The following is a 24,678-nucleotide window of genomic DNA, read 5'->3' on the forward strand; positions in this document are numbered from 1 at the left end:
CGGGCACGGCCGTCCCCGGCCTTGGTTCTGGTATCATGGCGCGGCGATCAGCCGGCAGGGGCCACGGTCATGGTCTGGGGCCCCGGTCCGGCGGGCTGATCGGGCGCGGCGCCAAGCGCGATCATCATCTCGGCAAGGCGGCGGCGCAAGGGTTCCGAAAGCCCGTCCCGCTGCTGGATCTGGCGGATCAGCACCACCGCGTCCTCGGTCCGGCCGGCGCCGATCAGCGCGACCGCCTTCTGTTCCAGCGCCAGCAGCTCGAAGGGTGCGCCGGGCTTGGACAGTTCCGACAGCAGCGCGTCGCGCCGGGCCGGGTCCATCGCGGGCCCCGCCGCCATCACCGCCTTGAGCTGGGCCAGGTCGTGCAGCACCGGATCGTCCTTGACGCCCTCGGCCGCGGCCAGCAGCCGCTCGGCCGCCTTCTGGGACAGGCCGGCCTCGACCTCGGCGCCGGCGGCCAGCATCTCGGACAGAAGCTTGCGCGCGGCCGAGCCCTGGGCGTCGACCGCCGACAGCGCCGCGGCCTTGTCGGCCTCGGCCTGCGCGGCCAGGACGGCGTCGCCCCAGGCGCGGGCCTGCGCCTCGCGCTGGCTGGCGGCGTATTCGCGCCAGACCGCGCCGCCCACCAGCGCCAGGATCAGCACGATGGCAATCCAGCCAAAGCGGCGAAAGGCGCGGAACAGCCGGTCGCGGCGCAGATCGTCCGTCACCTCGTCGATGAAGCTGTCGTTCTGGTTGGCCATCTTGTCCCCGTCGTGGTCGCGCCCGTGTCGTTCGGCGTTGTTCTATACGGGCTTGCGCCGGTTTGCCAATGGCGCCGAAGGCCCCCGCCCGATCACGCCTGCCGGCGCGCCGTCCGCGCCTGCCACAGCGAGGCGGCGGAATAAAGCGCAAGCGCGGTCCAGATCATGGCGAATGCGGTCAGGTGCCAGCCCGTCACCGCCTCGCCGAAGATGGCGACGGCGCAGAAGAACTGCAGCGTCGGGTTCAGGTAAAGCATCAGCCCTTGCGTCGCCATCTCGAGCCGGCGCGAGGCGTAGCTGAACAGGATAAGCGGCAGCGCCGTGACCACGCCCGAGGCCGCAAGCAGCAGGCTGGCCCGCAGGTCGGTCCCGAAGGCCATCGGCTCGGCAAGTCCGCCGGGCAGCCAGCCCGCGCCCTGCAGCGCCAGCCAGGCCAGCGCAAAGGGCGTCAGGATCGCCACCTCGCAGGCGACCGACGGGACCGGGCCCATCGGCAGCGCCTTCTTGGCCATGCCGTAAAAGCCGAAGCTGACCGCCAGGGCCAGACTGATCCAGGGCGCGACGCCCAGGCCCCAGGTCAGCAGGAGCACCGCAAGCGCCGCCAGGATCACCGCCGCCGCCTGCAGCGGGCTGAGCCTTTCGCCGAAAAAGACCATGCCCATCAGCACCGCGACCAGCGGAAAGATGTAGTAGCCCAGCGAGCTTTGCATGACATGGCCCGACTGCACCGCCCAGATGAACAGCCCCCAGTTGACCGAGATCATCGCCGCCGCGAAGCCCAGCTGGCCCAGGTAACGCCCGCTCATTGCGCGCCGGAACTCGGCCAGCCGGCCCTGCCAGGCCAGGATCAGGACGAACAGCAGCAGCGACCACAGGGTGCGGTGGATCAGCACCTCGATCACCGGGACGCCCGCCAGCGCGTGATAGAAGATCGGCGACAGGCCCCAGACCACGCAGACGCCGATCATTGCCCAGAAGCCCTTGGTCCGTTCGCTCATCTGCCGATCCTTTCGCGGCGCCTCTCATGCGCCCGTTCCCCGGGATTGGCAAGCGCGGCGCGGGGGGCGCTGCCCCCCGGCGCCGGCCTGCCCCTGAACGGGGCCGGCCGGACGCTCCCCCCGGGATATTTGGACAAGAAAGAATGGCAAAAGGCCCGCCTGCGGGGGCGGGCCTTTCCCTTTCGGTCGGCAAGCGGGTCAGAGGCGCGAGGCCACGTTTTCCCAGTTCACCAGATTGTTCAGGAAGTTTTCCAGATATTTCGGCCGCGCGTTGCGGAAGTCGATGTAGTAGCTGTGCTCCCACACGTCGCAGCCCAGCAGCGCGGTCTGGCCGAAGCAGAGCGGGTTCACGCCGTTCTCGGTCTTGGTGATCTTCAGGCTGCCGTCCTTGTCCTTGACGAGCCAGGCCCAGCCCGAGCCGAACTGGCCGACGCCGGCTTCCGAGAACTTCTTCTTGAAGTCCTCGACCGAGCCGAAGGATTCGGTGATCGCCTTTTCCAGTTCGCCCGGGATGGCGCCGGGGTTCGGGGCCATCATTTCCCAGAACTGGGTATGGTTCCAGTGCTGGCTGGCGTTGTTGAAGATGCCGTTCTGCGCCACGGCGCCCGACTGGTAGGTGCCGGTGACGATGTCCTCAAGGCTTTTGCCTTCCCATTCGGTGCCGGCGACCAGCTCGTTCAGCTTGTCGACATAGGCCTTGTGGTGCTTGTCGTGGTGGTATTCCAGCGTCTCTTTCGACATGCCGCCCGCGGCCAGCGCGTCATGGGCATAGGGAAGATCGGGAAGCGTGAAGGCCATTTTCGATTTCCTTTCCAACGGTTTCGGAAACGGTTTCTGACATGGAACATGCGCCGGGGAAAGCCCGGATGCAAGTCCTGCCGCCGGCGCACCAACGCGGGGCGCGGGGCGGGGTTCCGGTCCCCCGGGGTTCCGGGGTCAGCCCTCGGCGGGCGAAAGGCAGCGGCCCTGGCCGTGCATGATGTTGTCATAGCCTTCGGCAACGGCCGTCACATGCGCCGCTCCGTCCGACTTCGACACGGTCAGCCGATAGTCCAGCCGCGCGGCATATTGGCCCGAGCCGTTGCGCACGCCCGACAGTGCCCAGCCATAGCTGCGGCTGGCGCCGTCATCGGCGGTGACCTGGGCCGCGACCGGACGGCCGACAAGATTTTGCAGGATCGGGTCGAAGACCTCGATCCGGCCGCTGTGCGGGCCGGCGGTCTGGCGCGTCAGCATCAGAAAGCCCGGCACCCAGCCGGTGCCGCTTTCGTCCCGGATCTCGCACATCATCACCCGCAGCGCGCCCGGCGCCAGGGGCGGCGGCGCAGGCTGCGGCGGCGGCGCGGAGGAAACGCAGGCCGCGAGGGACAGAAGAAGAGGCAGGCAGGGCAACAGACGGCGCATGGCGGAACTTCTGGCAAGGATCGCCCCATCCATAGCCGCGCCGCGCGCCGCGACAAGACACGAAGCGCAGGTCAGCGCGGGTCCAGATGCGTCCCTGGCCGCGCCGCATTCCTGAGCAGCCCGCCGATGTAATCCCCGACCGAGCGGAAGCCGATCAGCACATAGCCCTGGCCCGTGCGCCACAGCCCGCAGGCGACCTGGGCCGCGCGGGTGCGGCGCACGCCATCGTCGGGCATCGACGCGATGTCCGCGGGGCAAAGCTTCATCAGCACCTGTTCGGCCTTCGGTCCCTCGACGGCAAAGGCCGCGCGCATGTCGCTGACGTCGAGGACCAGCGAATGTTCGGTCGCCAGCGCGTCGGTCAGCGCGGTCAGCGCCCCGGCCGTTTCGGCCCGGGGCAGGACCAGCAGCAGTTCGTCCGGCGACATCCACAGCAGGGTGCGGCTGCCGTCCGCGGTGGCCGAGGTCTGGGCCGGGACCGCAAGCCCGGCTGCGCCGGCGATGGCGTCCCCGGCCCGGTCCAGATCGGCGCGGATCTGGATCATGCCCAGGTCGGTCAGTTCGGTGATTCGTGCCAGCGCCTCAGCCATTCGCCCGGCTCCCTTCCTTGTCATAGAACACCGGATCGACGATCCGCGCCTTGTAGGTTTCCGCTCCCTGCACCGGGAACTCCAGCACCTCGCCCATGCGGTCGGGGCCGTGCAGCACCAGACCCATGGCGATGGGCTTGTTCAGCGTGGGCGACAGGTAGGTCGAGGTCACGCGGCCCTGCGTGTTGCGCTGGCCATTGGCGTTGACACCCGGGGCCACGGCATAGACGCCGTCGGGCAGCACCCGGCCATCGACGCTTTCCAGGCCGACCAGCTTCCAGCGGTCGGGATTGGCCATGAAGGACCGCTCCTGCGCGCGCTTGCCGATATAGTCGGGCTTTTTCTTGGAAATCGCCCAGGACATGCCCAGATCCTGCGGGATCACCGTGCCGTCGGTTTCGTCGCCGATCATGATGAAGCCCTTTTCGGCGCGCATGACATGCATTGCCTCGGTGCCATAAGGGGTCACGTTCAGGTCGCGCCCGGCCTCGTTCAGCTTTTCCCAAAGCTCAAGCCCGCGCTTGGCCGGCACCGCCACTTCGAAGGACAGCTCGCCCGAGAAGCTGATGCGATAGATGCGCGCGGGGATCCCGGCGATCTCGCCCTCGGCCCAGCCCATGAAGGGCAGCGCCTCGGCCGAAAGGTCGATGGTCCCGCCCAGGCGCTCCAGCAGGGTGCGGGCCTTGGGACCGACCACGGCGACCTGCGACCATTGCTCGGTCACGTTGGCGGTATAGACCTTCCAGTCCCACCATTCGCATTGCAGCCAGTCTTCCATATGGGCGTGCATGCGGTCGGCGCCGCCGGTCGTGGTATGCACCAGCCAGGTGTCCTCGGACAGGCGCGCGGCCACGCCGTCGTCGTTCAGGAAGCCGTTCTCATTGCAGATCAGGCCGTAGCGGCACTTCCCGATGGGCAGGGTCGACATCATGCCGGTATACATCATGTCGAGGAACTTGCCGGCGTCCGGGCCCTTGACGATGATCTTGCCCAGGGTCGAGGCGTCGAGCGTGCCGACCGAGGCCCGCACCGCCCGGATTTCCCGCGCCACTGCGTCGTGATGGCTTTCGCCCGCCTTCGGATAGCAATAGGGCCGGCGCCAGTGGCCCACGGGCTCGAAGAAGGCGCCATGCGCCTCGTGCCAGCCGTGGATCGCGGTCTTGCGCAGCGGCTGGAACAGATCGCCCCGCGCCTCGGCCGCGATGGTGCCCAGCGTCAGCGGCGTATAGGGCGGGCGGAAGGTCGTGGTGCCGGTCTGCGGGATCGGCTGGTTCAGCGCGTTCGACAGCACGGCCAGGCCGTTGATGTTGCTGACCTTGCCCTGGTCGGTCGCCATGCCCAGCGTGGTGTAGCGCTTGGTGTGCTCGACGCTTTCATAGCCTTCGCGCGCGGCCAGTTCGACGTCCGAAACCTTCACGTCGTTCTGGAAGTCCAGCCACATCTTGAACTTCATCTTGCGGGTCGCGTTCTGCGGCATGACCCAGACCGGCAGCAGGGGCTGCTCGGCCTCGGCGCCGGTGGCCTCTGCGACCAGCAGGTCGCCCGCGGCGGCGCCCACGGGGGTCGCCATCGCCTGGCCGTCCGCCCCGGTCGGCGGGCGGGCGGTGTCGGGGTAGAACATCGCCTGATCCTCGGACCAGGAGAGCTTGCCGCCGCAATGGCTCCAGAAATGGACCACCGGGGACCAGCCGCCGGACATGGCGACGCAATCGGCCTCGATGGTCTCGGTGACCTCGCCGCTGCCCGAATGGGCGCAGAGCTTGACCGCCTCGACCGCCTGGCCGCCCTTGATGCCGGCAACGGCGCTGCCGGTCAGGACGCGCACGCCGCGGGCGCGCAGGGCCTCGGGCAGCGCGCCATTGGCCTGCGGGCGGGCGTCGATCACGACAGGAACCTCAAGCCCGGCGTCCAGCGCCGCCAGCGCGGTGCGATAGGCGTCGTCGTTGTTCGTGACCACGACGATGCGCCGGCCCGGCGCCACGCCGTAATCCTTGATGAAGTCGCGCACGGCCGAGGCCAGCATCACGCCCGGCACGTCGTTGCCGGCAAAGCTGAGCGGCCGTTCCAGCGCGCCCGAGGCCACGATCACATGGCCCGCGCGGATGCGCCACAGGCGCTGGCGGGGCAGGCCGGCGTTCGGGTCGTGGTCGGCCACCGCCTCGCGCGCCAGCAGATAGCCGTGGTCGTAAAGCCCGGTCGCCATCGTCGAGCGGCGCAGCGTGACATTGGGCAGCGCCCGCAGTTCGGCCAGGACCGCGTCGATGCACCCCTGCCCGCCTTCGTGGTCCGTGGGCGTGCGGCCCCCGAACACCGGCATCTGTTCCAGCACGATCACCGTCTTGCCCACGCGACCGGCCTCGAGCGCGGCGGTCAGGCCGGCGATGCCGCCGCCCACCACCACCAGGTCGGCATGAGCATAAGCCTGTTCATAGCTGTCCGGGTCGGCCTCGGTCGGGGCCTTGCCGAGACCCGCCGAGCGGCGGATGATCGGCTCGAACAGGTGCTTCCAGGCCGCGCGGGGATGGATGAAGGTCTTGTAGTAAAAGCCCGCCGGCAGGAAGCGGTACAGCCAGTTGTTCACCGCGCCGATATCGACGTTCAGGCTGGGCCAGCAGTTCTGGCTGGTCGTGACCATGCCGCCGACCAAGGGCGTCGTCGTTGCGCGCTGGTTCGGCTCGAACCGGCCGCCCTGGCCAAGGCCCAGCAGCGCGTTCGGCTCCTCGGCGCCGCTGGCGACGGGGCCGCGCGGCCGGTGATACTTGAAGCTGCGGCCCATCATCAGCTGGCCGTTCGCCAGCAGCGCCGAGGCCAGCGTGTCCCCCGCCAGCCCGCGCATATGGCGGCCGTCGAAGCGGAACGGCAGTTGATAGGCGCGATCGATCAGGCGGCCGCCGCGCGGCAGGCGGAAGGGTCCGTTCTCGGTGGTCATTGGATCAGGCCTTCAGGGGTGGAGGTGGGCGTCGGGCTGGTGGCGTCGAAATCGGGCGTCCAGTCCGGGTGACGGGCCTGGATGGCGGCGACGATCTCGGGCGTGGGGAACGGGGTCTGCGCCCTGTAGGTGCCGTAAACCTCAAGCGTGACGGTGTCGCGCGCGGCCAGGAACCACTTGCCGCAGCCATAGGCATGGCGCCAGCGTTCGAAATGCACGCCGCGCGGGTTCTTGCGGGCGAACAGATAGCCTTCGAAATCCTCGTCCGAGGCCCCCGGGCCGAAGCGTTTCAGATGCGCCTCGCCCCCCGGGGCCAGTTCGGTCTCTTCGGCACGGATGCCGCAATAGGGACAGGTCAGGGTCAGCATCCATCACTCCTTCGGCGTCAGCGCGCGCACGGTCTCAGGCGCCCGGGCAGCCAGCCGGGCGCGGGTCTTGTCATCGGAAAGGGAATCGCCCGCCAGCCACACCCAGCCTGCAGAGGGCCGGCCCTGGTGGATCATCGGGGCGAGATTGGTCATGGCCAGCACCTGCGCCTGGCGGGCGGGACCGACACGAACCATCGCGCCCTCCTGCCGGATCGCGCAACGCATGTGGCGGTTCAGAAGAAAGCACAGGCCCCCGAACATCGGACGTTCGGTCAGGCCGGGCAGCGCGCCCAGATCACGGCGCATGGCGCCTTCAAGACGGGCATCTCGGGCCATGGGCGCCCCCTGTGTGGCACGGGTGGCGCGAATGGCGGGCAGCGGGGCCGAAGGGCTGAACGCCCACCGGCCCCGGATGGTTGCAGCAGGTTCGCGGGCACCCAGGGGGGCCGGCAGGAACCCCTTAGTTGCTGGCCGGCGCAGTGGTGCCGGGCGTGGCCGGAGCAGGCTCGGTCGGGGCGGGCGTTGCAGGAGCAGCGGGCTCGACGCTGACGGCATCGCCGCCAGCAGGGGCGGTTGTGGCCGGTGCAGTCGTTGCTGGCGCGGTGGTCGTTGCCGTGTCGGCAGGCGGCGTCGTGTCGGGCGAGGTGCCGGCAGACATGTACCACCAGATAACGGCAAGCACCACGATGATGGCGCCGATGATGAGCCACATGTTGCTCTTGTTCTGTTCGGCCATGAAGTGAACTCCTTGGTCATGGGGACGTGACCTAGGAAAGCATGAAACGCCGAATAGTTCCATTGAAATTGCACGTTTTTCCACCCCGCCGCGAATTGGGCGGGAAACGGCCTGCCCGTCGTGGGCCGGGTGGACGGGACGCGCGCCGGTTGCATCAGTGCGCGACCCCCGCCGCGACGCTTTCGTCGATGAAGCGGCCTTCGCGGAAGCGGTTCAGCCCGAATTCGGCCGCAAGCGGCCCGGGCGTTCCGTTCGCGACCAGCTCCGCCATGGCCCAGCCCGAGCCGGGAATCGCCTTGAACCCGCCGGTGCCCCAGCCGCAGTTGACGAAGATGTTGCCCACCGGCGTCGTCGACAGGATGGGCGAGCGGTCGCCGGTCATGTCCACGATCCCGCCCCATTGCCGCAGCATCTTCAGCCGCGACAGCATCGGGAAGGTTTCGACCAGGGCGCGGACGGTTTCCTCGATATGGTGCCAGGACCCGCGCTGCGAATAGTTGTTGAACCCGTCGGTGCCGCCGCCGATCACCATCTCGCCCTTGTCGGATTGCGACAGATAGCCGTGCACGGTGTTGGCCATGATGACCAGGTCGCAGCAGGGCTTGATCGGTTCGCTGACCAGGGCCTGCAGGGCGACCGACTCGATCGGCAGGCGAAAGCCCGCCATCTCGGCCAGGACCGAGGAGTTGCCCGCCACGATCATGGCCAGCTTGTCGCATTCGATGCGGCCCTTGGTGGTGTTGACCGCGCGGACCTGGCCGTTCGCGGTCTCGACGCCCTTGACCTCGCAGGTCTGGATGATGTCCATGCCCATCGCGCTGCAGGCCCGGGCATAGCCCCAGGCCACGGCGTCGTGGCGCGCGGTGCCGCCGCGGGCCTGGTAAAGCCCGCCCAGCACCGGATAGCGCGGCCCGTCGATGTTGATGATCGGCAGCATCTCCTTGATGCGCTCGGGCGTGACCCATTCGGTCGCGACGTTCTGCAACTGGTTGGCATAGACGGTGCGCTTGTAGCCGCGCACCTCGTGTTCGGTCTGCGCCAGCATCAGAAGGCCGCGCGGGCTGAACATGATGTTGTAGTTCAGGTCCTGGGACAGATCCTCGTACAGCTTCAGCGACTTGTCGAAGATCGCGGCCGAGGCGTCCTGCAGGTAGTTCGAGCGGATGATGGTCGTGTTCCGCCCGGTGTTGCCGCCGCCCAGCCAGCCCTTTTCGATGATCGCGACATCGGTGATGCCGTGGTTCTTGCCAAGGTAATAGGCCGTCGCCAGGCCATGCCCGCCGGCGCCCACAATGACGACCTTGTATTTCTTCTTGGGCTCGGGGCTGGCCCAGGCGCGCTTCCAGCCTGTGTGCAGGCGCATCGCCTCGCGCGCGATGGCAAAGACCGAATACTTGCCGGTGCCTCTGGTGGGGGATGCGGACATGGGGACCTCTCGCGACTCGTCGAGGGCACAGTGGATTTTCGGGGCCTTTCGGGCAAGCCGCGTTGCGACGGGAAAATTGTCGGAATGCGTCAGGGACGGCGCAGATGTTCCGCCCGGGGGCCCCGCGCGCCTTGTCGCAGGTCTGTGGCTTTTTCGCGCCGCGCAAACCGGCTATGAAGCGGGAACCGCAATGAAGGGGATGCGATGTTCTGGATCATCTGCGCCGCGCTGACGGCGGTGGTGGCGATTGCGGTCGCCGCGCCCCTGATGCGCCGGGGCAGCGGCACCGAGGCGCCCGCCGCCGCCTATGACCTGCGGGTCTATCGCGACCAGCTGCGCGAGGTCGGGCGCGACCTGGAGCGCCGGCTGATCGAGCCCGCCGAGGCCGAGCGGCTGCGCACCGAGATCGGGCGCAAGGTCTTGGCCGCCGACCGCGCGCTGGAGCGTCAGGCCGAGCGCGCCCGCGCCCCGGGCGGGCCGCTGGCCGTCGCGGTGCTGCTGGCGCTGCTGGGCGGGGCCTTCCTGCTTTACCGCGATCTCGGCGCGCCGCAGCGGCCCGACGAGCCCATCGCCACGCGCATCGCCGCGGCGCAGGCCCGCTACGACGCCCGGCCCACCCAGGCCCAGGCCGAGGCCGCCGCCCCCAAGGTCCAGCGCCCGCAGCCCGATGCCGAATACCTGCGCCTGATCGAAGAGCTGCGCGCCGCCGTCTCCGCGAACCCGAACGATCCCCGGGGCCTGGAACTGCTGGCCCTGCACGAGGAGCGGTTGGGCAACCTGGCCGCCGCGCGCAAGGCGCAAGGGGATCTGGTGGCACTGCGCGGCACGGACGCCACCGCCGCCGACCACGCCCGCCTGGCCGCGCTGATGGCCGAGGCGGCGGGCGGGCTGATCACCCCCGAGGCCGAGGCCCAGATGGCCCGCGCCCTGCAACTGGACCCGCGCGATCCGCAGGCCCGCTTCATGGCTGGTCTCTTGCAGATCCAGAACGGCCGGCCCGACCGCGCCTTCCCGGTCTGGGCCGCGCTTCTGGCCGAGGGGCCGGCGGACGCGCCGTGGCTCGCGCCGATCCGCGCCTCGATCCAGGATCTTGCCTGGTTCGCGGGCCAGCCCGGCTATACCCCGCCCGAACCTTCCGGCACCGCCCTGCCCGGCCCCGATGCCGAGGCCATGGCGGCGGCCGAGGCCATGACGCCCGAGGACCGCCGCCGCATGGTCGAAGGCATGGTCGAGGGGCTGGAGACCCGGCTTGCGACCCAGGGCGGCGCGCCCGACGAATGGGCGCGGCTGATCGGCGCGCTGGTCGTGATCGGACGCCAGGACCACGCCCGCGACATCCTGGCCGAGGCCCGCGCCCGCTTTTCCGCCACGCCCAAGGCGCTGGCCGTCATCGCCGAGGCGGCTGGAAAGGCGGGGCTGGAATGATCTGCGCCGCCATCGAGGATTTCGCCGCCGCCCTGCCCCGCACCGGCGCCATCGCCGGGCTGGACCTGGGGACCAAGACCATCGGCGTCGCGGTCAGCGACGGGCTGCGCGGCGTCGCCTCGCCGCTGCTGGTGATCCGGCGCGAAAAGTTCACGCTGGACGCCCAGGCCCTGCTGAAGATCGTGGCGGATCGCGCGCTGGTGGGCATCGTCCTGGGCCTGCCGCGCAACATGGACGGGTCCGAGGGGCCGCGCGCGCAATCGACCCGCGCCTTTGCCCGCAACCTGGAGCGACTGACGCCCCTGCCCATCGGCTTCTGGGACGAACGCCTGTCCACCGTCGCCGCCGAACGCGCCCTGCTCGAGGGCGACACCTCGCGCAAGCGCCGGGCCGAGGTCATCGACCAGGTCGCGGCGGGCTATATCCTGCAAGGCGCGCTGGACCGGCTGCGCCATCTGGCGGCTGAGGGCCTATAGCCCCAGCCGCAGCGCAAAGGCGCGCACCTCGGCCTCGTCCCCCGCCGCGAGCGAGCGCAGCAGCGTCGCCTGGCTGCGCAGGATCGGCTCGCCCCCGATGATCTTGAGGTGGTTGGCGCGCAGGGTTTCCCCCGACGAGGTGATGTCGGCGATGGCCTCGGCGGTCAGGTTCGCGACCGTGCCTTCGGTCGCGCCCTGGCTGTCGACCAGCTGGTAATCGGCGACCTCCTCGGCCGAAAGCCAGGCCCGCACCAGCCGGTGATACTTGGTGGCGATGCGCAGGCGAAAGCCATGTTCGGCGCGGAAGTCGCGGGCGATGGTGGCGAAATCGTCCAGCGTCTCGCAGTCGGCCCAGCAGGCCGGCACGGCCAGGATCAGGTCGGCGTGGCCGAAGCCCATCGGCGCCAGTTCCTCGACATGGCTGCGCCAGCCGGCCAGCTTCTCGCGGATCAGGTCGGTGCCGGTGACGCCCAGGTGGATGCGCCCGGCGCTGAGTTCGCGCGGGATCTCGCCCGCCGACAACAGCACCAGCGCGACATTCTCGGCCCCCTCGACGCGGCCGGCATATTCGCGGTCCGACCCGGCGCGCGACAGCTGCACGCCGCGTTCGGCGAACCAGTCGAAGGTCTGCTCCATCAGCCGCCCCTTGGACGGCACCCCCAGCCGGATCATGAAAGGCCCCCGAGTTCATGGACCAGACCGGGGCGGATGATGCCCCCCACCGCAGGGATCGAGCGGCCCTGCGCCTGCCCCAGCACGGCGGCCAGCGCGTCATAGCGCCCGCCCGAGGCGACCGGCGGCCAGTCGGCACGGCCCGGCGCCACGAAGCTGAAGGTCATGCCGTCGTAATATTCCATCGTGTGCCGGCCGTGGCTGGCGTCAAAGCGGATGGCGCCCACGTCGATGCCGCGCGCGGACAGCAGCGCCAGGTTGCGCGCCAGCCGGTCCACCGCCTCGGCGATGTCGGGGATTTCCGTCGCCAGCGCGCGCAAGTCGGCCAGCGCCTGCGGCGCCGGGGCGTCGACGGTGAACAGGCGCTGCAACCGTTCGGCCCAGATGGCCGGCAGCGGCGTCTCGGCGGCGTCGGCCTGAAGCCGGGCGATGCGGGCCTGCATTTCCTCGCGCGAGCGCAGGCCGTTCCAGGGCGCGGCCGACGCCTCGAACCGGCGCGGCGCGCTGGGCGCTGCGAACCGGGCCAGCGCCTTGGCAAAGCGCTTCGGCCGCCAGATGTGATGCAGCAGCGCCGCACGGCGCGCGCCCGACAGGGGCAGCGCGCGCACCGCATCCATCAGCAGGTCCATGTCCCCCATGGTCGCCTGCAAATCCAACGGCTTGAGGATGGAATGGAACAGCGCGAAGACCTCGGCGTCGGCATCCGGGTCGCGGGCGAACAGCTCGAACCCCGCCTGAAGGTATTCGTTGTCGCGCGGATGTTCGGGCCGGGTGTCGCCGTGGTCCTGCTTGCGGAACACCTCGCCCAGGTAGCAATAGCGCGCCGGCTCGGCGCCGTTCCGCATGTGCATCTGCACCACCGGCACGGTGAAGTCGGGCCGCAGCATCATCTCGCCCCGGATCGGGTCCTGCGTGACATAGGCGCGGGCGCGGATATCCTCGCCGTAAAGGTCCAGCAGCGTTTCCGCCTCGAGCAGGATGTCGGGCGCGACCTCGACGGCGCCAGCGGCGCGGAAGGCCGCCAGGATCTGCTGGCCGATGGCCTGTTTGGCGCGCTTGGTCATTTTCTATCCAGCAACTTGGCTCGCTCTTGTTTGCGCCACCCGATCGTCCGCTCAAGCCCTTGAACAGCCTCAACCAGCTTGTCGCGAGATACTTCAATCTGTGTTGGATGGGACTTCCATTCCTCGTGGCTCAAATTGGTATTTGATACAATTGCCCCGAGGTGAAGATCCTTTATCTGGAGCACGCCGCGCTCAGCTTCGTCCGCACCTTGAATAACAGCGATTTCTGAACCACGCTTGTCGGCATATTTCAACTGGTTGCCGAAGTTCTTGGGGTTGCCCAGATAGACCTCGGCCCGGATGCCGGCGGCGCGCAATTCCGCCGCCATGGCCTGATAATCGGCCATGCGGTCGCGGTCCATGACGGTGACGACGACCGGGCCCGGCTCGGTCCCGCCCATCAGCCCCTTGGCGCGCAGGGCGGCCAGCAGACGGTCGACGCCGATGGAAACCCCGGTCGCGGGCACCTTTTGCCCGGTGAAGCGTTCCACGAGGCCATCGTAACGCCCGCCGCCGGCGACCGAACCGAACTGGCGCTTGCGGCCTTTTTCGTCCAGGATTTCAAAGGTCAATTCGGCCTCGAACACCGGGCCGGTATAATAGCCAAGGCCGCGCACGATCGAGGGGTCGATGATCGCCCGATCCTCGGCCACGCCCATCGCTGCAAGCATGTCGGCGATCTGGGCCAGTTCCTCGACGCCTTCTGCCCCCACGGCCGAGGCGCCGACGGCGGCGCGCAGATTGCCCAGCGTTTCCGCGTTATTGGCGCCTTTTGAGGTCAGGAAGGCCAGCACCGGCCCGGCCTGTTCGGGGCTGAGCCCCACGCCCTCGATAAAGGCGCCGCTGTCGTCCTTGCGGCCCGAGGTCAGCAGCTGGCGCACGCCCTCCTCGCCGACCTTGTCGAACTTGTCGATGGTGCGCAGCACGTCGTCGGCGGGCTTGCCCTGATCCACGCCCATGGATTCCAGGATGCCGTTCAGCACCTTGCGGTTGTTGATGCGGATCAGGTAATCGCCGCGGGCGATTCCGGCATGTTCCAGCGCCGCCGCCAGCATGGCGCAGATCTCGGCATCCGCGGCGACCGAGGCGGAGCCCACGGTATCGGCATCGCATTGATAGAACTGGCGGAACCGGCCGGGCCCCGGCTTTTCGTTGCGCCAGACCGGGCCCATGGCATAGCGGCGATAGGGGCTGGGCAGATCGTTTCGGAACTGCGCCGCGACGCGCGCGAGCGGCGCGGTCAGGTCATAGCGCAGCGCCAGCCAGTCGCCGGCGCCACCGCCCGGAACGTCGGCTTCCTGCCAGGCGAAGACGCCGGCGTTCGGGCGGTCCACGTCAGGCAGGAATTTCCCGAGCGCCTCGACGGTCTCCACCGCGCTGGTTTCCAGGGGATCGAAGCCGTGGCGATGATAGATCTCGGCGATGCGGTCCAGCATCTGCTTGCGTTCGGTGACGTCCGCGCCGAAATAGTCACGGAACCCCTTGGGTGTTTCGGCCTTGGGACGGGGCTGTTTCTTTTGATCTTTCGCCATGGTTTGCCTCGGGCTTTTCCAGGCGCGGGTCTAGCGGATGGAGGCTGGATGGACAAGGACGAGCGAATCCTGCGGCTGGAGGAGGCCGTGGCGCATCTGGGCCGGGTGGTCGAGGATCTGTCCGAGGTCGTGGCCCGGCAGGAGCGCGAGATCCTCCGGCTGTCGCGGCGCGTCGGCCTGCTGATGGAGCGGGAGGCCGAACGCGAGGCCGAGGGCGGCACGATCCCGCTGGCCGACCAGCGCCCGCCGCATTGGTAGGCGTCTTGCGGGGCGCTGCCCCGCGCCCCGGGGTATTTGAAAAACGGTGAAGGATCAGCGGTTTGCCGGGCCCAGGCGCGGGCCGGGCGGCGTGGTCGGCGCGGGCGCGGTCAGGGGCGGCTCGGCCGGGCGGGCCTGCTGCTGCTGTTTCGGCATGGCGCGCATGGGCTGGCTGAAAGGCGCGCGGACCGGCGGGGTGGTTTCGGCGGGTTCGGGCGCGGGCGCAGGTTCCGGCACGGGTGCGGGCGCGGGTTCGGGGGCGGCGTGGACGGGGTCCGGCATGGGCTGCGCGGCGGCCAGGGAGCGCCGGAAAATCAGCAGGTTGTGATAGACGGTCGTGCGGCTGGTCAGGCCCGAGCGTTCCTCGGCCGGCAGGGTTTCGGCGCGGACATAGTCCCAGCCGTCGCCGGCCATGCGGTTCAGCGTGTCGGTGAGGGTGGCGGCGAAACGGTCGATGCCGGTCTTGGCGCCCCTGATCTTTTCCCCGCGCGCGGGGGCGGGAATGGCGATGTATTCGTAGCTGCTCATGACCGTGGCCTTTCCTTTGGCGGCAGGTTAGGCGCAAGCCGGGCGCTTCGCAACGGCTGCGGGCGTTGCGCGGTGCACCGGGCCGGGCGGCGGGGCGCCGAACCCCTGCGTTTGCCGGGGTTTTCGCTGTTCCGGGCGTGCACGGGGCGTACAGCGCGCGTACACAGGGCGTACACCGGAGGCGCGGCCGGACGGATCACGCCGGACCCGCGCTGGCGGCGATCTCGGCCCGCAGGCGGGCGAGGTCCTGGGGCTGGGTCAGCCCGGATTCGGCACGGGCGAGCGCCAGGGCGGCCTGGTCGCGCGCGGCGGCGCGAAACGAGTCCGGTCCGAGCCGCGCCAGGGCGGCCAGGCTTTTCTGCAGGCGCAGCTGCACCTCGATCAGGCCGGCGCCGTCGCGGGCCATCAGCATGAAGGCGTCCTCGAAAAGATCGGCATCGGTCAGGGGCGGGACGTGGACGCGGGGGTGGTCCGGTTCGGCCGCCGCGCCGCGCAGGTCGGCCCCGCCCCATTCCGCCAGAAGCCGGGTCGCGCGGCCGATCACGTCGATGGCGGTGCCGGGGTCATTGGTCGCGGGCGAGAGCGCGCGCGAGCCGATCTCGCTGAGGACGGCGAGGCCGAAGCGCGGATCCTGGTCGAAAAGGCGGGTGTCGCCCAGGGTGAAGGCCGCGCGCACGCCCTGGCGGAAGTCCTGGCGGGTCTGCGCATCGCCCTGTGGCCAGCGCGCCCAGGCCAGCACGCTGTCGGGGTAAAGAAAGGCGCCGGGGTTGTGCAGCAGGTGGATGTCGCACCCCGCCTTGTCGGCGCAATCCGACAGGGCGAACATGTCGATGTGCTGCAGATAGCCGATCTGGCCGGCCAGCACCGTCATGGCGTCGCCGGGCACCGTCGCCCGTTCGGGCGTCAGGGCCACGCCGCCCAGCCAGGGATCGTCCAGCCGGTCGCGCAGGGCCCGGTGCGTCGCCTGTTCGACGCGCTGGGTGGTTTCGCCGACGCGGCCCAGCCGGGTCAGGTGTTCGATCCAGCGCAGCAGCATGATGACGATGACCGCCACCACGGCGATGGTGACCAGGAACAGCACCGCCCGGCCGCCCGGACCATAGGCGCCGGTGCGCAGCACGATGATGCCGACGATGCTGAACAGGAACGATCCGATGAAGGTCGACAGCACGTTCTGGGCCAGCCGATCCTCGACCAGCAGGCGGGTGGCGCGGGGGGTGACGTTGGTGGTGGCCGCCGAATAGGCCGAGTTCATTACCGAGAGCGAGAAGGTGGTCACCGCCAGCATCGAGCTGGCGATGATGTTCAGAAGGCTGTCGACCGCGTCCGAGCCGATCCAGTCCGCAACCTGCCAGGGGATCAGGTGCTGCGCCCAGATCGCCACCACCGCCGAGAACACGCCCAGAAGCGCAAAGCAGGTCGCGCGCAGCCAGAGCTTGCGCAGGAGTTGCGACATGAGCCAGCGCCAGCGTGTCATGGGCGATCCTTGTAGTGCTGCGGTATCGCGGGGGAAGCGCCGCAGCCCGGCCCCGGTTCCCGGCAGGCGCAGGGCCAGGGTCGGGTCACCTTGGGCACCCCGACCCCAAAACAGCCGGTCTGACAGCGGCTGGCCCGTTCAAGGCGGGGGAGGCTGGCGATGATGTCGCCCCCTTGGCGCGCCGTTACGCGCCCAGCTTTTTCGCCACCAGGTCCTGCACGGCCGCCGGATTGGCCTTGCCGCCGGTGGCCTTCAGGACCTGGCCCACGAACCAGCCCGCAAGCTTGGGGTTGGCACGCGCCTTTTCCACCTGCGCGGGGTTCGCGGCGATGATGTCGTCCACTGCCTTTTCGATGGCGCCCAGGTCGGTGACCTGTTTCATGCCGCGTTCCTCGACGATGGCGGCGGGGTCGCCGCCCTCGGTCCAGAGGATCTCGAACAGTTCCTTGGCGATCTTGCCGGAAATCGCGCCCGAGCCGATCAGGTCGATCACGCCGCCAAGCTGGGCGGCGGAAACGGGCGAGGTCTCGACGCTGAGGCCTTCCTTGTTCAGGCGGCCGAACAGTTCGTTGATGACCCAGTTCGCGGCCATCTTGCCGTCGCGTCCCTGCGCGACTGCCTCGAAATAGTCGGCGCTTTCGACCTCGGCGGTCAGCACGCCGGCATCGTATTCGGAAAGGCCGAGTTCCTTGACGAAGCGGGCCTTTTTTTCGTCCGGCAGTTCGGGCATCGACTGCGCGATGCCATCCACCCATTCCTGTTCGATGTCCAGGGGCAGCAGGTCGGGATCGGGGAAATAGCGGTAGTCGTGCGCTTCCTCTTTCGACCGCATCGAGCGCGTCTCGCCGTTGTCGGGATCGTAGAGGCGGGTTTCCTGCACCACCGTGCCGCCGTCTTCCAGAATGGCGATCTGGCGGCGCGCCTCGTATTCGATGGCGGCCTGGATGAAGCGCAGCGAGTTCATGTTCTTGATCTCGCAGCGTGTGCCCAGGTGGCTGAAGTCCTGGGTTTCCTGATAGCGTTCGTAATCGCCCGGCTTGCAGACCGAGACGTTCACGTCGGCGCGCAGGTTGCCGTTCTGCATGTTGCCGTCGCAGGTGCCCAGATAGCGCATGATCTGGCGGAGTTTCGCGACATAGGCCGCCGCCTCCTCGGGTCCGCGGATGTCGGGGCGCGAGACGATCTCCATCAGCGCGACGCCGGTGCGGTTCAGGTCGACGAAGGACATGGTCGGGTCCATGTCGTGGATCGACTTGCCCGCGTCCTGTTCCAGGTGGATGCGCTCGATGCGCACGCGGCGGGCGACGCCGGGGCCCATGTCCACGATCACCTCGCCCTCGCCCACGATGGGGTGGTACAGCTGGCTGATCTGGTAGCCTTGCGGCAGGTCGGGGTAGAAATAGTTCTTGCGGTCGAAGGCCGAGCGCAGGTTGATCGCGGCCTTGAGGCCGAGTCCGGTCTTGACCGCCTGGGCCACGCAGAATTCGTTGATGACGGGCAGCATGCCGGGCATGGCGGCATCGACGAAGGCCACGTGGCTGTTCGGCTCCGCCCCGAAGCCGGTCGAGGCGCCGGAAAAGAGCTTCGCGTTCGAGGCGACCTGGGCATGGACCTCGAGCCCGATGACCAGTTCCCAGTCGCCCTTGGCCCCGGCGATCACCTTGGGTTCCGGCGCGGTATAGGTCAGATGGTCGAGCATGGCGTTTCCCCTGGCATTTCGCGGGTCGTTCTAGGCCCTTGGCGCGCGCGGGGCAAGCGTCCTAGCGGCCGGCGGCGCGGGCCGGGGGCCGGGGCGCGACCGGCGGCAGGCCGTGTTCGGGGGCCTCGTCGTCGGTGTCCGTCGTGACCGGGCCGGCGGCGGGCCCCTGGGCGAAGCGCTGGGCCAGCGCCTGTTCCAGCTGGCGGTTCATTTCGCGGCTGAGGCGGATGTAGTCGGGATTGTCCTGCAGCGGCACGCCCGGCTTCCAGACCTCGGCCAGTTCGCGCAGGCTGGCGCGGTCCATGCGATAGAAGATGCGCTCCAGCTCGGATGCCTCGTATTCCGACAGGCCCACGTGTTCCAGGACATAGCGGCCGGCGCGCAGCGAGCTGTCGAAGGTTTCGCGCACGATATGGTCGGCCTTGGCATCGTAAAGCTGGAACACGTTCACCCGGTCGCGGGCGCGGGCGATCACCACGATGTCGGGGCGCTTTTCCTTGGCATAGCGGATCAGGCGCAGGTTGGCCTGCGGATCGTCCAGCGCGGCGACCAGGATGCGGGCCTTGTCGAGGCCGGCGGCGGTCAGGATTTCCGGGCGGGTCGGGTCGCCGAAATAGCCCTTGAAGCCGAAGCGGCGCATGAGCTGGATGACCTCGAGGTCGTGGTCGAGCACGGTGGTGCGGAAGCCCGACATGGTGACGAGGCGGTTCACCACCTGGCCGAAGCGGCCGACGCCCGCGATGATGACGGGCTGCTGTTCGGGGATGTCGTCCGGGGGCAGGTCGGCGCGTTCCTCGGCCAGGCGGCGCGAGATGAAGTCCGACAGGATGAACAGAAGGGGCGTCGCCAGCATCGAGAGCGCGATGACCAGCAGCATCCCCTGCGCCAGGGGCCGGGGCAGCACCGCCAGCGACACGGCATAGGAGATGAGGACGAAGCCGAATTCGCCCGCCTGCGCCAAGGACAGGGTGAAAAGCGTGCGGTCGCGGCCCTTGAGCCCGGTGACGCGGGCGACCCCGTGCAGGACCAGCGCCTTGATCGCGATGACGGTGACGGTGACGCCCAGCACCAGGGCCGGCATCTGGAACAGCAGGCCGAAATCCATGCCCGCGCCCACGGTGATGAAGAACAGGCCCAGGAGCAGCCCCTTGAACGGGGCGATCTGGCCTTCGAGCTCGTGGCGGAACTCGGAGCCCGCGAGCATCACCCCGGCGAGGAAGGTGCCGAGCGCGGGAGAGAGGCCCACGATCTCCATCAGCGAGGCGATGCCCACCACGATCAGGAGCGCGAGCGCGGTGTCGAGTTCGTTCAGCCGCGCGGAATAGACATAGCGGAAGGCCGGGCGGATCAGGTACTGGCCGATCAGGATGACGCCCGCCACCGCCCCCAGCGTCACCAGCGCCGCCGCCCAGCCCGGCAGGCTGTGCATGAAGGCGGCGCCGCCTTGGTCCTCCTCGGCCAGGGCCATGGCGCGGGGCGCCAGCAGCGGCATCAGCGCGATCATCGGGATCACGGCGATGTCCTGGGTCAGCAGCACGGCGAAGGCGCTGCGCCCGCCGGCCGTCTGCATCAGCGATTTCTCGGACAGGGTCTGGAGCACGATGGCGGTCGAGCTGAGCGACAGGATCATGCCGAGCGTCAGCGCCACCTGCCAGCTTTGCCGCAGCGCCAGCGCCACCAGCGCCAGCAGGGCGACGGTGCCCAGGATCTGCATTCCCGCCAGCCCGATCAGCCGCTGGCGCATCTGCCAGAGCGCGCGCGGCTCAAGTTCCAGCCCGATCAGGAACAGCATCATCACCACGCCGAATTCGGCGAAATGCTGCAGGTCGGCCATCTCGCCCTCGGAGCCCGCCAGGCCCAGGACCGGGCCGATCAGGATGCCCGAGATGAGATAGCCCAGAACCGACCCAAGCCCCAGCCGCGCCGACAGCGGCACGGCGACGACCATGGTCATCAGATAGACCGTGGCGAGCAGCAGGAAGGATTCCATCTATCTCCCGTCCAGCATGCGCAATTCGCGGGTCTGGCCCGATTTCACATAGGTCAGCCGGCCATTGCCGATCGAATTGATCGTGCCGCCGTCGATGCGGTCGCCCAGCCGCACCGTCACGACCTTGCCGTTGCGCAGCCGGATCAGCGCGCGGCTGGCCTGGCCCGCGCCGATGATGCCGATGATCGTGGTGCGGCCCATGTCGATGCCGCGCGACTGGGTGGCGGCGCGGGCGACGCTGGCCGCGGTGGTGCCGCCGCGCGCCATGTTGGCGGCGATCTCGGGTTCGTTGTCGATCTCGGGCGGCTTGTAGTCCTGGCGGCGGGCGCGGGCGGCGCGCTCCTCGGCCTCGGCCTGGGCGCGGGCGCGGGCCTCGGCCTGGGCGCGGGCCTGGGCCTCGGCGGCGGCGTCGGCGGCGGCGCGCGCGCGGATGCGCGCCTCGGCCTGGGCCTGAAGCTGTTCGTCGAGCGCGCGGCGGGCGGCGATTTCGGATTCCGTCGGCCCCGGCGCGGCGGCGGCAGCCGGGGTCGGTGCCGCAGGCGTCGCGGCCGCAGCAGCAGCGGCGGCGGGCGCGGCGGCGGCAGCAGCAGCGGCCGACGGGGCCAGCGGCGTCGCGCGGCGCGGCGGCAGCGGCGAGGAGGCCAGCGCCGCCAGGCCGACGCCGCCCGGGGTCGCCGGCGAGGCATCGACGGCGGCGGCAATGGCGCTTTCGATGGCGCTTTCGCTGGGCTTGCCGGCTGGCTTTTCGGCAGGCTTCTCGGCGGCATGCCCGGCCGAGCGGGCGGCGCCGTCCCGGCCGGGCCTTGCCACCGGGCGCAGCGAGCCATGCAAAAGCCCGCCCGAGGTCCGGGCGGGCGTCGTGGCCGTCTTCGCTGTGTCGGGCCGGTCTGGCGGCGGCTGCGTCGTGGCCGAGCGCAGCGCCGCATCGACCGCCGAGGGCGAAACCGCGTCGCTGACGCTGCGCCCGCCCCGGCCGGCGGGCTTGCGCAGGGGCCGCGCCTCGGCCAGGCGGGACCCGGCGGGGGGATGGGCGTCGCGCGCGGCGCGCTGCGGCACGGGGATCAGCCCCTGCCGGCGCATGTCGCGGGCCAGCGCGTCCATCTGGTCCAGATCGGCCGGGTCGAGCCCGGCGGCTTCGTCCAGGATCAGGTCGGGGGCCGAGCCTTCGGGCCGCGGCGGCGGGCGGTTCGCCCGGATCGCCGAAGCCGGGACGGGGGCCGGGGCGGCGGCCTGGGTCGCGGCGGGCGCGGCCCGTTGCGGACGGCTGGGCGGCCGGGCACTGGCGGTCGGGCGCGCCGCCTGGTCGCGTTGCGCGAAGGGCACGGGATTGGCCGGCACGGCGGGCGGAGTATCGACGCGGGGTGTCGTCGCGCGCGGCGTGCTGCGGCGCGGGGACAGCTGCGGCCGGGCCGAACTGGTCAGCGCGCCGAGGCCGGGCTGCGCCGGACGCGCGGCCGGAGTGGCAGCAGGGGTCGCAACCGGGCTCGCAGCCGGCGCCGGGGTTGGCGCAGACGCCCGCGATGGGGCGGGCTGCGCCGCCGGTTGCGGCGCGGGCCGCGCCGGGGTGGCGGTGGCGGCGGGTGCCGCGCGGGGACGCTCGGGGGTCGGTGCGGTCTCTGCCAGTGCCGCGCCGGCGGCCGGCTGGGCCGGCTGGGCGGCGGGCTGGACACGCGGGCTTTCGGGCGGGACCACGGCCGCCGCGACGGCTGCGGCGGCGATCAGCACGCGGCGCTGTTCATCCTGCGTCAGCGCCGAGACCGGGGCGGGTTCCTGCGCCGCCATCTCGGCCGCCGGATCGGCGCGCAGCTGGGCGGGGGCGCCGGCGTCCTCGGGCTCATCCTCGGCCGCCGCCTCGGCCGGAGCGGATGGGGCGGGCGCGGGTTGGGCGGGCGCCGGGGTCGTCGCAGCGGGCGCCGGATCGGCGGCCGGCGCCGGCGCGGGCGTCGCCGGAATCGTCGCCGGGGTTTCCGAGGGCGCGGGTTCCTCTTCGCTGGCCACCACCTGGGCGGGGCCGTCGCCGGGGACGGCAAAGCTCCAGATCAGCAGCAGGCCCAGGACCAGCGCGGCCAGCATCGCCACAAGCCCGGCCAGACTGCCGCGGCGGCCGGCCTCGGGGCGGGGCGCGGCGGCGGCGACGGGATCGGGGCGCGGCGTCAGGACGGGCGCGGCCTGGGGCGCGGGCCGGGGGCCGGCCGGGGGCTGCTCGCGGCCGGCCACCGGGCTTCCCAGCCGCACCTGACGGGCCGAGGCGGCGCGGTCATGGACGGCGCGGGCGCGCGGCTCGGTCGGCTCGGGCCGGCGGGCCGCCGGGGCGGCGGCGGTCGCGCTGCGCGGCGCGTGGCGCACGACGGGCGGCACCCGCGCGGACTGGGATGCGGGCGCCTCGGCCTGTTCGGGCGCGGGCGGATCGGCCACGGGAACCGGGTCGGATTCGGCCGGAGCCTCGGCCGGTTCGGCGGGATTTCCGGGGGTATCGGTCGCCGGCGCCTCGACGGGCTGTGGCTCGGGCCTGGGCGCGTCCTCGGGCTCGGGCTTCGGCTCGGGAACGTCCTCGGGCTGGGGTTCGGGTTCGGACGTGGGCTCGGGCTCGGGCTCCTCGGCCGGCATCTCGGCGGGCAGTTCCAGCTGCGCGGCGGAAAGCCCTCGGCCCGATGCGGCGATGGTGGGCGTTTCGTCGTCGAGCGCGTCGGTGTCGGGAGTTTCGTCTTTGGGGGTCTCGTCTTCGCGTGTCTCGGCGGCGAGGGTTTCCGCGTCGGAGGTTTCCGCGGCCGGTGTCTCGGGCGGCTCGTCCCCGGTCCTGGGCGCGGCAAAGGCCGGGCGGCGGGCCTCGGGCGGGTCCAGCACGAAGACCGGCTCACCCGGGAAGCCGCCGTCCTGCGGGTCCGCGCAATAGGCCGTGCCCTCGAATCCGTATTGCGCGGCGAAATCGCGCGCCTCGCGCAGGGTCTGGCGCGCCACGGCGGCCACCTGCACCGCCTCCCCGTCGCCGTCCCAGTCGAAGGCGAGATCGGCGATGGGATAGGGGGTCAGCCCGTCCAGCGCCCGGCCGACCGCGCTTTCCCGGTCGGCCGCCGGGCCCACCGTCAGGCCGGTGTACAGGATCTGGTCGTCGGGAATGACCAGCGTCACCGGCAGGGCGGCATCGCCATCCTGCCCGCTGGCCATCCGGCGCAGCTGCGTCAGGCTGTCGCGAAACTGCGGGTCGTCGAATTCGACCGAGCCCAGGTGACGCCACGGCCGCCGGTGGCCCGCAACCGCAGGCATGCGTTCGCGATGCTGCAGGTGGACCGCGTCCCCGCTGAAGGAGAGGGCATATTCGGTAGCGGAATCAAGCGACATCAGCAGGCTTTGCCTTACAGTTCCGGGCGCCGTGGCGCACATTCCCAATGATGCTTCCGGACTATCGCAGAACGCGCCGCGTGAAAAGCCAAACACCGGAATGTGTGGGAGCAGGAGCGCAAAATCGACGTTATATCGGCCTTACTGCAACAAGGTGCGACGCGGCTTTGCCCGCCGCACCCAAGGAGGGACAGACATGCCTGCTATCCGCCCCCTGATCGCCGCCGCCTCGCTTCTTGCGCTGGCCTCGGGGCCCGCCCTGGCGCAGATGCCCGCGCCGGGCGACGCCCCGCCCGCGCCGGGCGCCCATCACGCCATGCCGGGTCATCCCAAGCCCCACGCCGCCCGCCTGAGCGTCACCGGAGAGGGCCAGTCTGCCACCCAGCCCGACATGGCCACGATCTCGCTGGGCGTCAGCACCGAGGCCGCCACCGCGCAGGAAGCGATGGCCCAGAACGCCACCCGCCAGCAGGCCGTCATCGACGCGCTGAAGGCCGAGGGGATCGCGGCGCGCGACATCCAGACCTCGGGGCTGAACCTGTCGCCGCGCATGGCCTTTGCCGAGGGCCAGCCGCCGAAGCTGTCGGGCTATACCGCGCAGAACATGGTCACGGTCCGGGTCCGCGACCTAGCCCGGCTGGGCCCGGTGCTGGACAAGCTGGTCGAGACCGGCGCGAACGAGATCAACGGCATCGGCTTTGCCCGCGAGGACATGGAGGCCGCCCGCGACGAGGCCCGCGCCCGCGCCATCGCCGAGGCCCGCCGCCGCGCCGAGCAGATGGCCGGGGCGGCCGGGATGCGGCTCGGCGCGCTGCGCGCGCTGTCGGATGCGCCGGTCGCCGAGGGGCCGCGGCCGATGATGATGCGGGCCGAGGCCAAGGCCGCCGACGCCACCCCCATCGAGGCGGGCGAGCTGTCGGTGACCGCCCAGGTCAGCGCGGTCTATGACCTGCTGCCCGGCGACGCGCCTGCCCCCGATGCGCCTGCCCCCGACGGCGAGGCACCCGAGGCCCCGGCGAACTGA

The 24,678-nt window shown here is 70.5% G+C and carries 22 protein-coding genes; 4 read left to right on the forward strand and 18 right to left on the reverse strand.

Annotation, left to right across the window (positions count from 1 at the left end):
• Positions 1 to 47: 47 nt before the first annotated feature.
• The 10 genes from BU28_RS0113485 to BU28_RS0113530 form a co-directional block, all read right to left on the reverse strand.
• Positions 48 to 743 carry a tetratricopeptide repeat protein gene (locus BU28_RS0113485; RefSeq protein WP_028719950.1) on the reverse strand — a complete coding sequence of 232 codons (696 nt, stop codon included), beginning with the start codon at positions 741 to 743 and terminating at the stop codon, positions 48 to 50.
• 92 nt (positions 744 to 835) lie between these two features.
• Positions 836 to 1,741, reverse strand: a complete 906-nt coding sequence (gene rarD, locus BU28_RS0113490) for an EamA family transporter RarD (protein WP_028719951.1) — start codon at positions 1,739 to 1,741, stop codon at positions 836 to 838.
• 198 nt (positions 1,742 to 1,939) lie between these two features.
• Complete coding sequence (locus BU28_RS0113495; protein WP_028719952.1) at positions 1,940 to 2,539, reverse strand: superoxide dismutase; 600 nt, start codon at positions 2,537 to 2,539, stop codon at positions 1,940 to 1,942.
• Between the two features lie 138 nt (positions 2,540 to 2,677).
• Positions 2,678 to 3,145 carry a hypothetical protein gene (locus tag BU28_RS0113500; protein WP_028719953.1) on the reverse strand — a complete coding sequence of 156 codons (468 nt, stop codon included), beginning with the start codon at positions 3,143 to 3,145 and terminating at the stop codon, positions 2,678 to 2,680.
• Positions 3,146 to 3,216: 71 nt separating this feature from the next.
• The gene (locus tag BU28_RS0113505; protein ID WP_028719954.1) at positions 3,217 to 3,735 is read right to left on the reverse strand and encodes a sarcosine oxidase subunit gamma; all 519 of its coding nucleotides are present in this window, start codon (positions 3,733 to 3,735) and stop codon (positions 3,217 to 3,219) included.
• Positions 3,728 to 6,664: a sarcosine oxidase subunit alpha family protein gene (locus BU28_RS0113510; protein WP_028719955.1), complete on the reverse strand. Its 2,937-nt coding sequence runs from the start codon at positions 6,662 to 6,664 to the stop codon at positions 3,728 to 3,730. The genes BU28_RS0113505 and BU28_RS0113510 overlap by 8 nt, the downstream gene beginning before the upstream one ends.
• Positions 6,661 to 7,032 (reverse strand): sarcosine oxidase subunit delta, encoded by a 372-nt coding sequence (locus BU28_RS0113515; RefSeq protein WP_028719956.1) that lies wholly within the window; start codon positions 7,030 to 7,032, stop codon positions 6,661 to 6,663. The genes BU28_RS0113510 and BU28_RS0113515 overlap by 4 nt, the downstream gene beginning before the upstream one ends.
• A 3-nt stretch (positions 7,033 to 7,035) precedes the next feature.
• The gene (locus BU28_RS25855) at positions 7,036 to 7,368 is read right to left on the reverse strand and encodes a TfoX/Sxy family protein (RefSeq protein ID WP_028719957.1); all 333 of its coding nucleotides are present in this window, start codon (positions 7,366 to 7,368) and stop codon (positions 7,036 to 7,038) included.
• A 124-nt stretch (positions 7,369 to 7,492) separates the two neighbouring features.
• On the reverse strand, positions 7,493 to 7,768 hold the full coding sequence (locus tag BU28_RS24730; protein ID WP_081791382.1) for a hypothetical protein: 276 nt from the start codon (positions 7,766 to 7,768) through the stop codon (positions 7,493 to 7,495).
• Between the two features lie 154 nt (positions 7,769 to 7,922).
• Entirely contained in the window at positions 7,923 to 9,194 is a 1,272-nt protein-coding gene (locus BU28_RS0113530; RefSeq protein WP_028719958.1) for a sarcosine oxidase subunit beta family protein, read from the reverse strand.
• Positions 9,195 to 9,398: 204 nt separating this feature from the next.
• On the opposite strand from BU28_RS0113530, the gene ccmI reads away from it, so the two are divergent.
• Both ccmI and ruvX read left to right on the forward strand, forming a co-directional pair.
• The gene (ccmI, locus tag BU28_RS0113535; protein WP_028719959.1) at positions 9,399 to 10,619 is read left to right on the forward strand and encodes a c-type cytochrome biogenesis protein CcmI; all 1,221 of its coding nucleotides are present in this window, start codon (positions 9,399 to 9,401) and stop codon (positions 10,617 to 10,619) included.
• Complete coding sequence (gene ruvX, locus BU28_RS0113540; protein ID WP_028719960.1) at positions 10,616 to 11,095, forward strand: Holliday junction resolvase RuvX; 480 nt, start codon at positions 10,616 to 10,618, stop codon at positions 11,093 to 11,095. Before ccmI ends, ruvX begins: the two co-directional genes overlap by 4 nt.
• On the opposite strand, the gene hisG is transcribed toward ruvX, so the two are convergent.
• The 3 genes from hisG to hisS are packed head-to-tail and all read right to left on the reverse strand — an operon-like array spanning position 11,090 to position 14,363.
• On the reverse strand, positions 11,090 to 11,767 hold the full coding sequence (gene hisG / locus BU28_RS0113545) for an ATP phosphoribosyltransferase (protein WP_028719961.1): 678 nt from the start codon (positions 11,765 to 11,767) through the stop codon (positions 11,090 to 11,092). The two genes, ruvX and hisG, sit on opposite strands and share 6 nt — an antisense overlap.
• Positions 11,764 to 12,831 carry an ATP phosphoribosyltransferase regulatory subunit gene (locus tag BU28_RS0113550; RefSeq protein ID WP_028719962.1) on the reverse strand — a complete coding sequence of 356 codons (1,068 nt, stop codon included), beginning with the start codon at positions 12,829 to 12,831 and terminating at the stop codon, positions 11,764 to 11,766. Before BU28_RS0113550 ends, hisG begins: the two co-directional genes overlap by 4 nt.
• On the reverse strand, positions 12,828 to 14,363 hold the full coding sequence (gene hisS / locus BU28_RS0113555) for a histidine--tRNA ligase (RefSeq protein ID WP_028719963.1): 1,536 nt from the start codon (positions 14,361 to 14,363) through the stop codon (positions 12,828 to 12,830). Before hisS ends, BU28_RS0113550 begins: the two co-directional genes overlap by 4 nt.
• Before the next feature lie 48 nt (positions 14,364 to 14,411).
• Between hisS and BU28_RS0113560 the strand changes: the two genes are divergently transcribed.
• A complete protein-coding gene (locus BU28_RS0113560; RefSeq protein WP_028719964.1) occupies positions 14,412 to 14,621 on the forward strand; it encodes a SlyX family protein in 210 nt (69 codons plus the stop codon).
• 54 nt (positions 14,622 to 14,675) lie between these two features.
• Here the strand turns inward: BU28_RS0113560 and BU28_RS0113565 are convergent, their stop codons facing one another.
• The 5 genes from BU28_RS0113565 to BU28_RS0113585 form a co-directional block, all read right to left on the reverse strand.
• The gene (locus BU28_RS0113565; protein ID WP_028719965.1) at positions 14,676 to 15,149 is read right to left on the reverse strand and encodes a hypothetical protein; all 474 of its coding nucleotides are present in this window, start codon (positions 15,147 to 15,149) and stop codon (positions 14,676 to 14,678) included.
• A gap of 196 nt (positions 15,150 to 15,345) precedes the next feature.
• Complete coding sequence (locus tag BU28_RS0113570) at positions 15,346 to 16,626, reverse strand: DUF2254 domain-containing protein (protein WP_028719966.1); 1,281 nt, start codon at positions 16,624 to 16,626, stop codon at positions 15,346 to 15,348.
• Positions 16,627 to 16,810: 184 nt separating this feature from the next.
• Positions 16,811 to 18,325, reverse strand: coding sequence for an Asp-tRNA(Asn)/Glu-tRNA(Gln) amidotransferase subunit GatB (gene gatB / locus BU28_RS0113575; RefSeq protein ID WP_028719967.1), 1,515 nt, complete (start codon positions 18,323 to 18,325; stop codon positions 16,811 to 16,813).
• A gap of 61 nt (positions 18,326 to 18,386) precedes the next feature.
• Positions 18,387 to 20,315 (reverse strand): cation:proton antiporter domain-containing protein, encoded by a 1,929-nt coding sequence (locus BU28_RS23035; protein WP_051578194.1) that lies wholly within the window; start codon positions 20,313 to 20,315, stop codon positions 18,387 to 18,389.
• Positions 20,316 to 23,654: a hypothetical protein gene (locus BU28_RS0113585; RefSeq protein ID WP_028719968.1), complete on the reverse strand. Its 3,339-nt coding sequence runs from the start codon at positions 23,652 to 23,654 to the stop codon at positions 20,316 to 20,318.
• Between the two features lie 196 nt (positions 23,655 to 23,850).
• Between BU28_RS0113585 and BU28_RS0113590 the strand changes: the two genes are divergently transcribed.
• On the forward strand, positions 23,851 to 24,678 hold the full coding sequence (locus BU28_RS0113590) for an SIMPL domain-containing protein (protein WP_028719969.1): 828 nt from the start codon (positions 23,851 to 23,853) through the stop codon (positions 24,676 to 24,678).

The sequence above is a fragment of the Paracoccus yeei ATCC BAA-599 genome (assembly GCF_000622145.1).
In the GTDB taxonomy this organism is placed as follows: Bacteria; Pseudomonadota; Alphaproteobacteria; order Rhodobacterales; family Rhodobacteraceae; genus Paracoccus; species Paracoccus yeei.

Bases quoted from the DNA above. Each gene is read 5' to 3' on its own strand.
- BU28_RS0113530 (WP_028719958.1), bottom strand. From the start codon at position 9,194: ATGTCCGCATCCCCCACCAGAGGCACCGGCAAGTATTCGGTCTTTGCC.
- ccmI (WP_028719959.1), top strand. From the start codon at position 9,399: ATGTTCTGGATCATCTGCGCCGCGCTGACGGCGGTGGTGGCGATTGCG.
- BU28_RS0113510 (WP_028719955.1), bottom strand. From the start codon at position 6,664: ATGACCACCGAGAACGGACCCTTCCGCCTGCCGCGCGGCGGCCGCCTG.
- BU28_RS25855 (WP_028719957.1), bottom strand. From the start codon at position 7,368: ATGGCCCGAGATGCCCGTCTTGAAGGCGCCATGCGCCGTGATCTGGGC.
- BU28_RS0113500 (WP_028719953.1), bottom strand. From the start codon at position 3,145: ATGCGCCGTCTGTTGCCCTGCCTGCCTCTTCTTCTGTCCCTCGCGGCC.
- BU28_RS0113515 (WP_028719956.1), bottom strand. From the start codon at position 7,032: ATGCTGACCCTGACCTGTCCCTATTGCGGCATCCGTGCCGAAGAGACC.
- BU28_RS0113565 (WP_028719965.1), bottom strand. From the start codon at position 15,149: ATGAGCAGCTACGAATACATCGCCATTCCCGCCCCCGCGCGCGGGGAA.
- BU28_RS23035 (WP_051578194.1), bottom strand. From the start codon at position 20,315: ATGGAATCCTTCCTGCTGCTCGCCACGGTCTATCTGATGACCATGGTC.
- BU28_RS0113585 (WP_028719968.1), bottom strand. From the start codon at position 23,654: ATGTCGCTTGATTCCGCTACCGAATATGCCCTCTCCTTCAGCGGGGAC.
- BU28_RS0113505 (WP_028719954.1), bottom strand. From the start codon at position 3,735: ATGGCTGAGGCGCTGGCACGAATCACCGAACTGACCGACCTGGGCATG.
- BU28_RS24730 (WP_081791382.1), bottom strand. From the start codon at position 7,768: ATGGCCGAACAGAACAAGAGCAACATGTGGCTCATCATCGGCGCCATC.
- BU28_RS0113590 (WP_028719969.1), top strand. From the start codon at position 23,851: ATGCCTGCTATCCGCCCCCTGATCGCCGCCGCCTCGCTTCTTGCGCTG.
- BU28_RS0113550 (WP_028719962.1), bottom strand. From the start codon at position 12,831: ATGACCAAGCGCGCCAAACAGGCCATCGGCCAGCAGATCCTGGCGGCC.
- BU28_RS0113570 (WP_028719966.1), bottom strand. From the start codon at position 16,626: ATGACACGCTGGCGCTGGCTCATGTCGCAACTCCTGCGCAAGCTCTGG.
- ruvX (WP_028719960.1), top strand. From the start codon at position 10,616: ATGATCTGCGCCGCCATCGAGGATTTCGCCGCCGCCCTGCCCCGCACC.
- BU28_RS0113495 (WP_028719952.1), bottom strand. From the start codon at position 2,539: ATGGCCTTCACGCTTCCCGATCTTCCCTATGCCCATGACGCGCTGGCC.
- BU28_RS0113560 (WP_028719964.1), top strand. From the start codon at position 14,412: ATGGACAAGGACGAGCGAATCCTGCGGCTGGAGGAGGCCGTGGCGCAT.
- gatB (WP_028719967.1), bottom strand. From the start codon at position 18,325: ATGCTCGACCATCTGACCTATACCGCGCCGGAACCCAAGGTGATCGCC.
- hisG (WP_028719961.1), bottom strand. From the start codon at position 11,767: ATGATCCGGCTGGGGGTGCCGTCCAAGGGGCGGCTGATGGAGCAGACC.
- rarD (WP_028719951.1), bottom strand. From the start codon at position 1,741: ATGAGCGAACGGACCAAGGGCTTCTGGGCAATGATCGGCGTCTGCGTG.
- BU28_RS0113485 (WP_028719950.1), bottom strand. From the start codon at position 743: ATGGCCAACCAGAACGACAGCTTCATCGACGAGGTGACGGACGATCTG.
- hisS (WP_028719963.1), bottom strand. From the start codon at position 14,363: ATGGCGAAAGATCAAAAGAAACAGCCCCGTCCCAAGGCCGAAACACCC.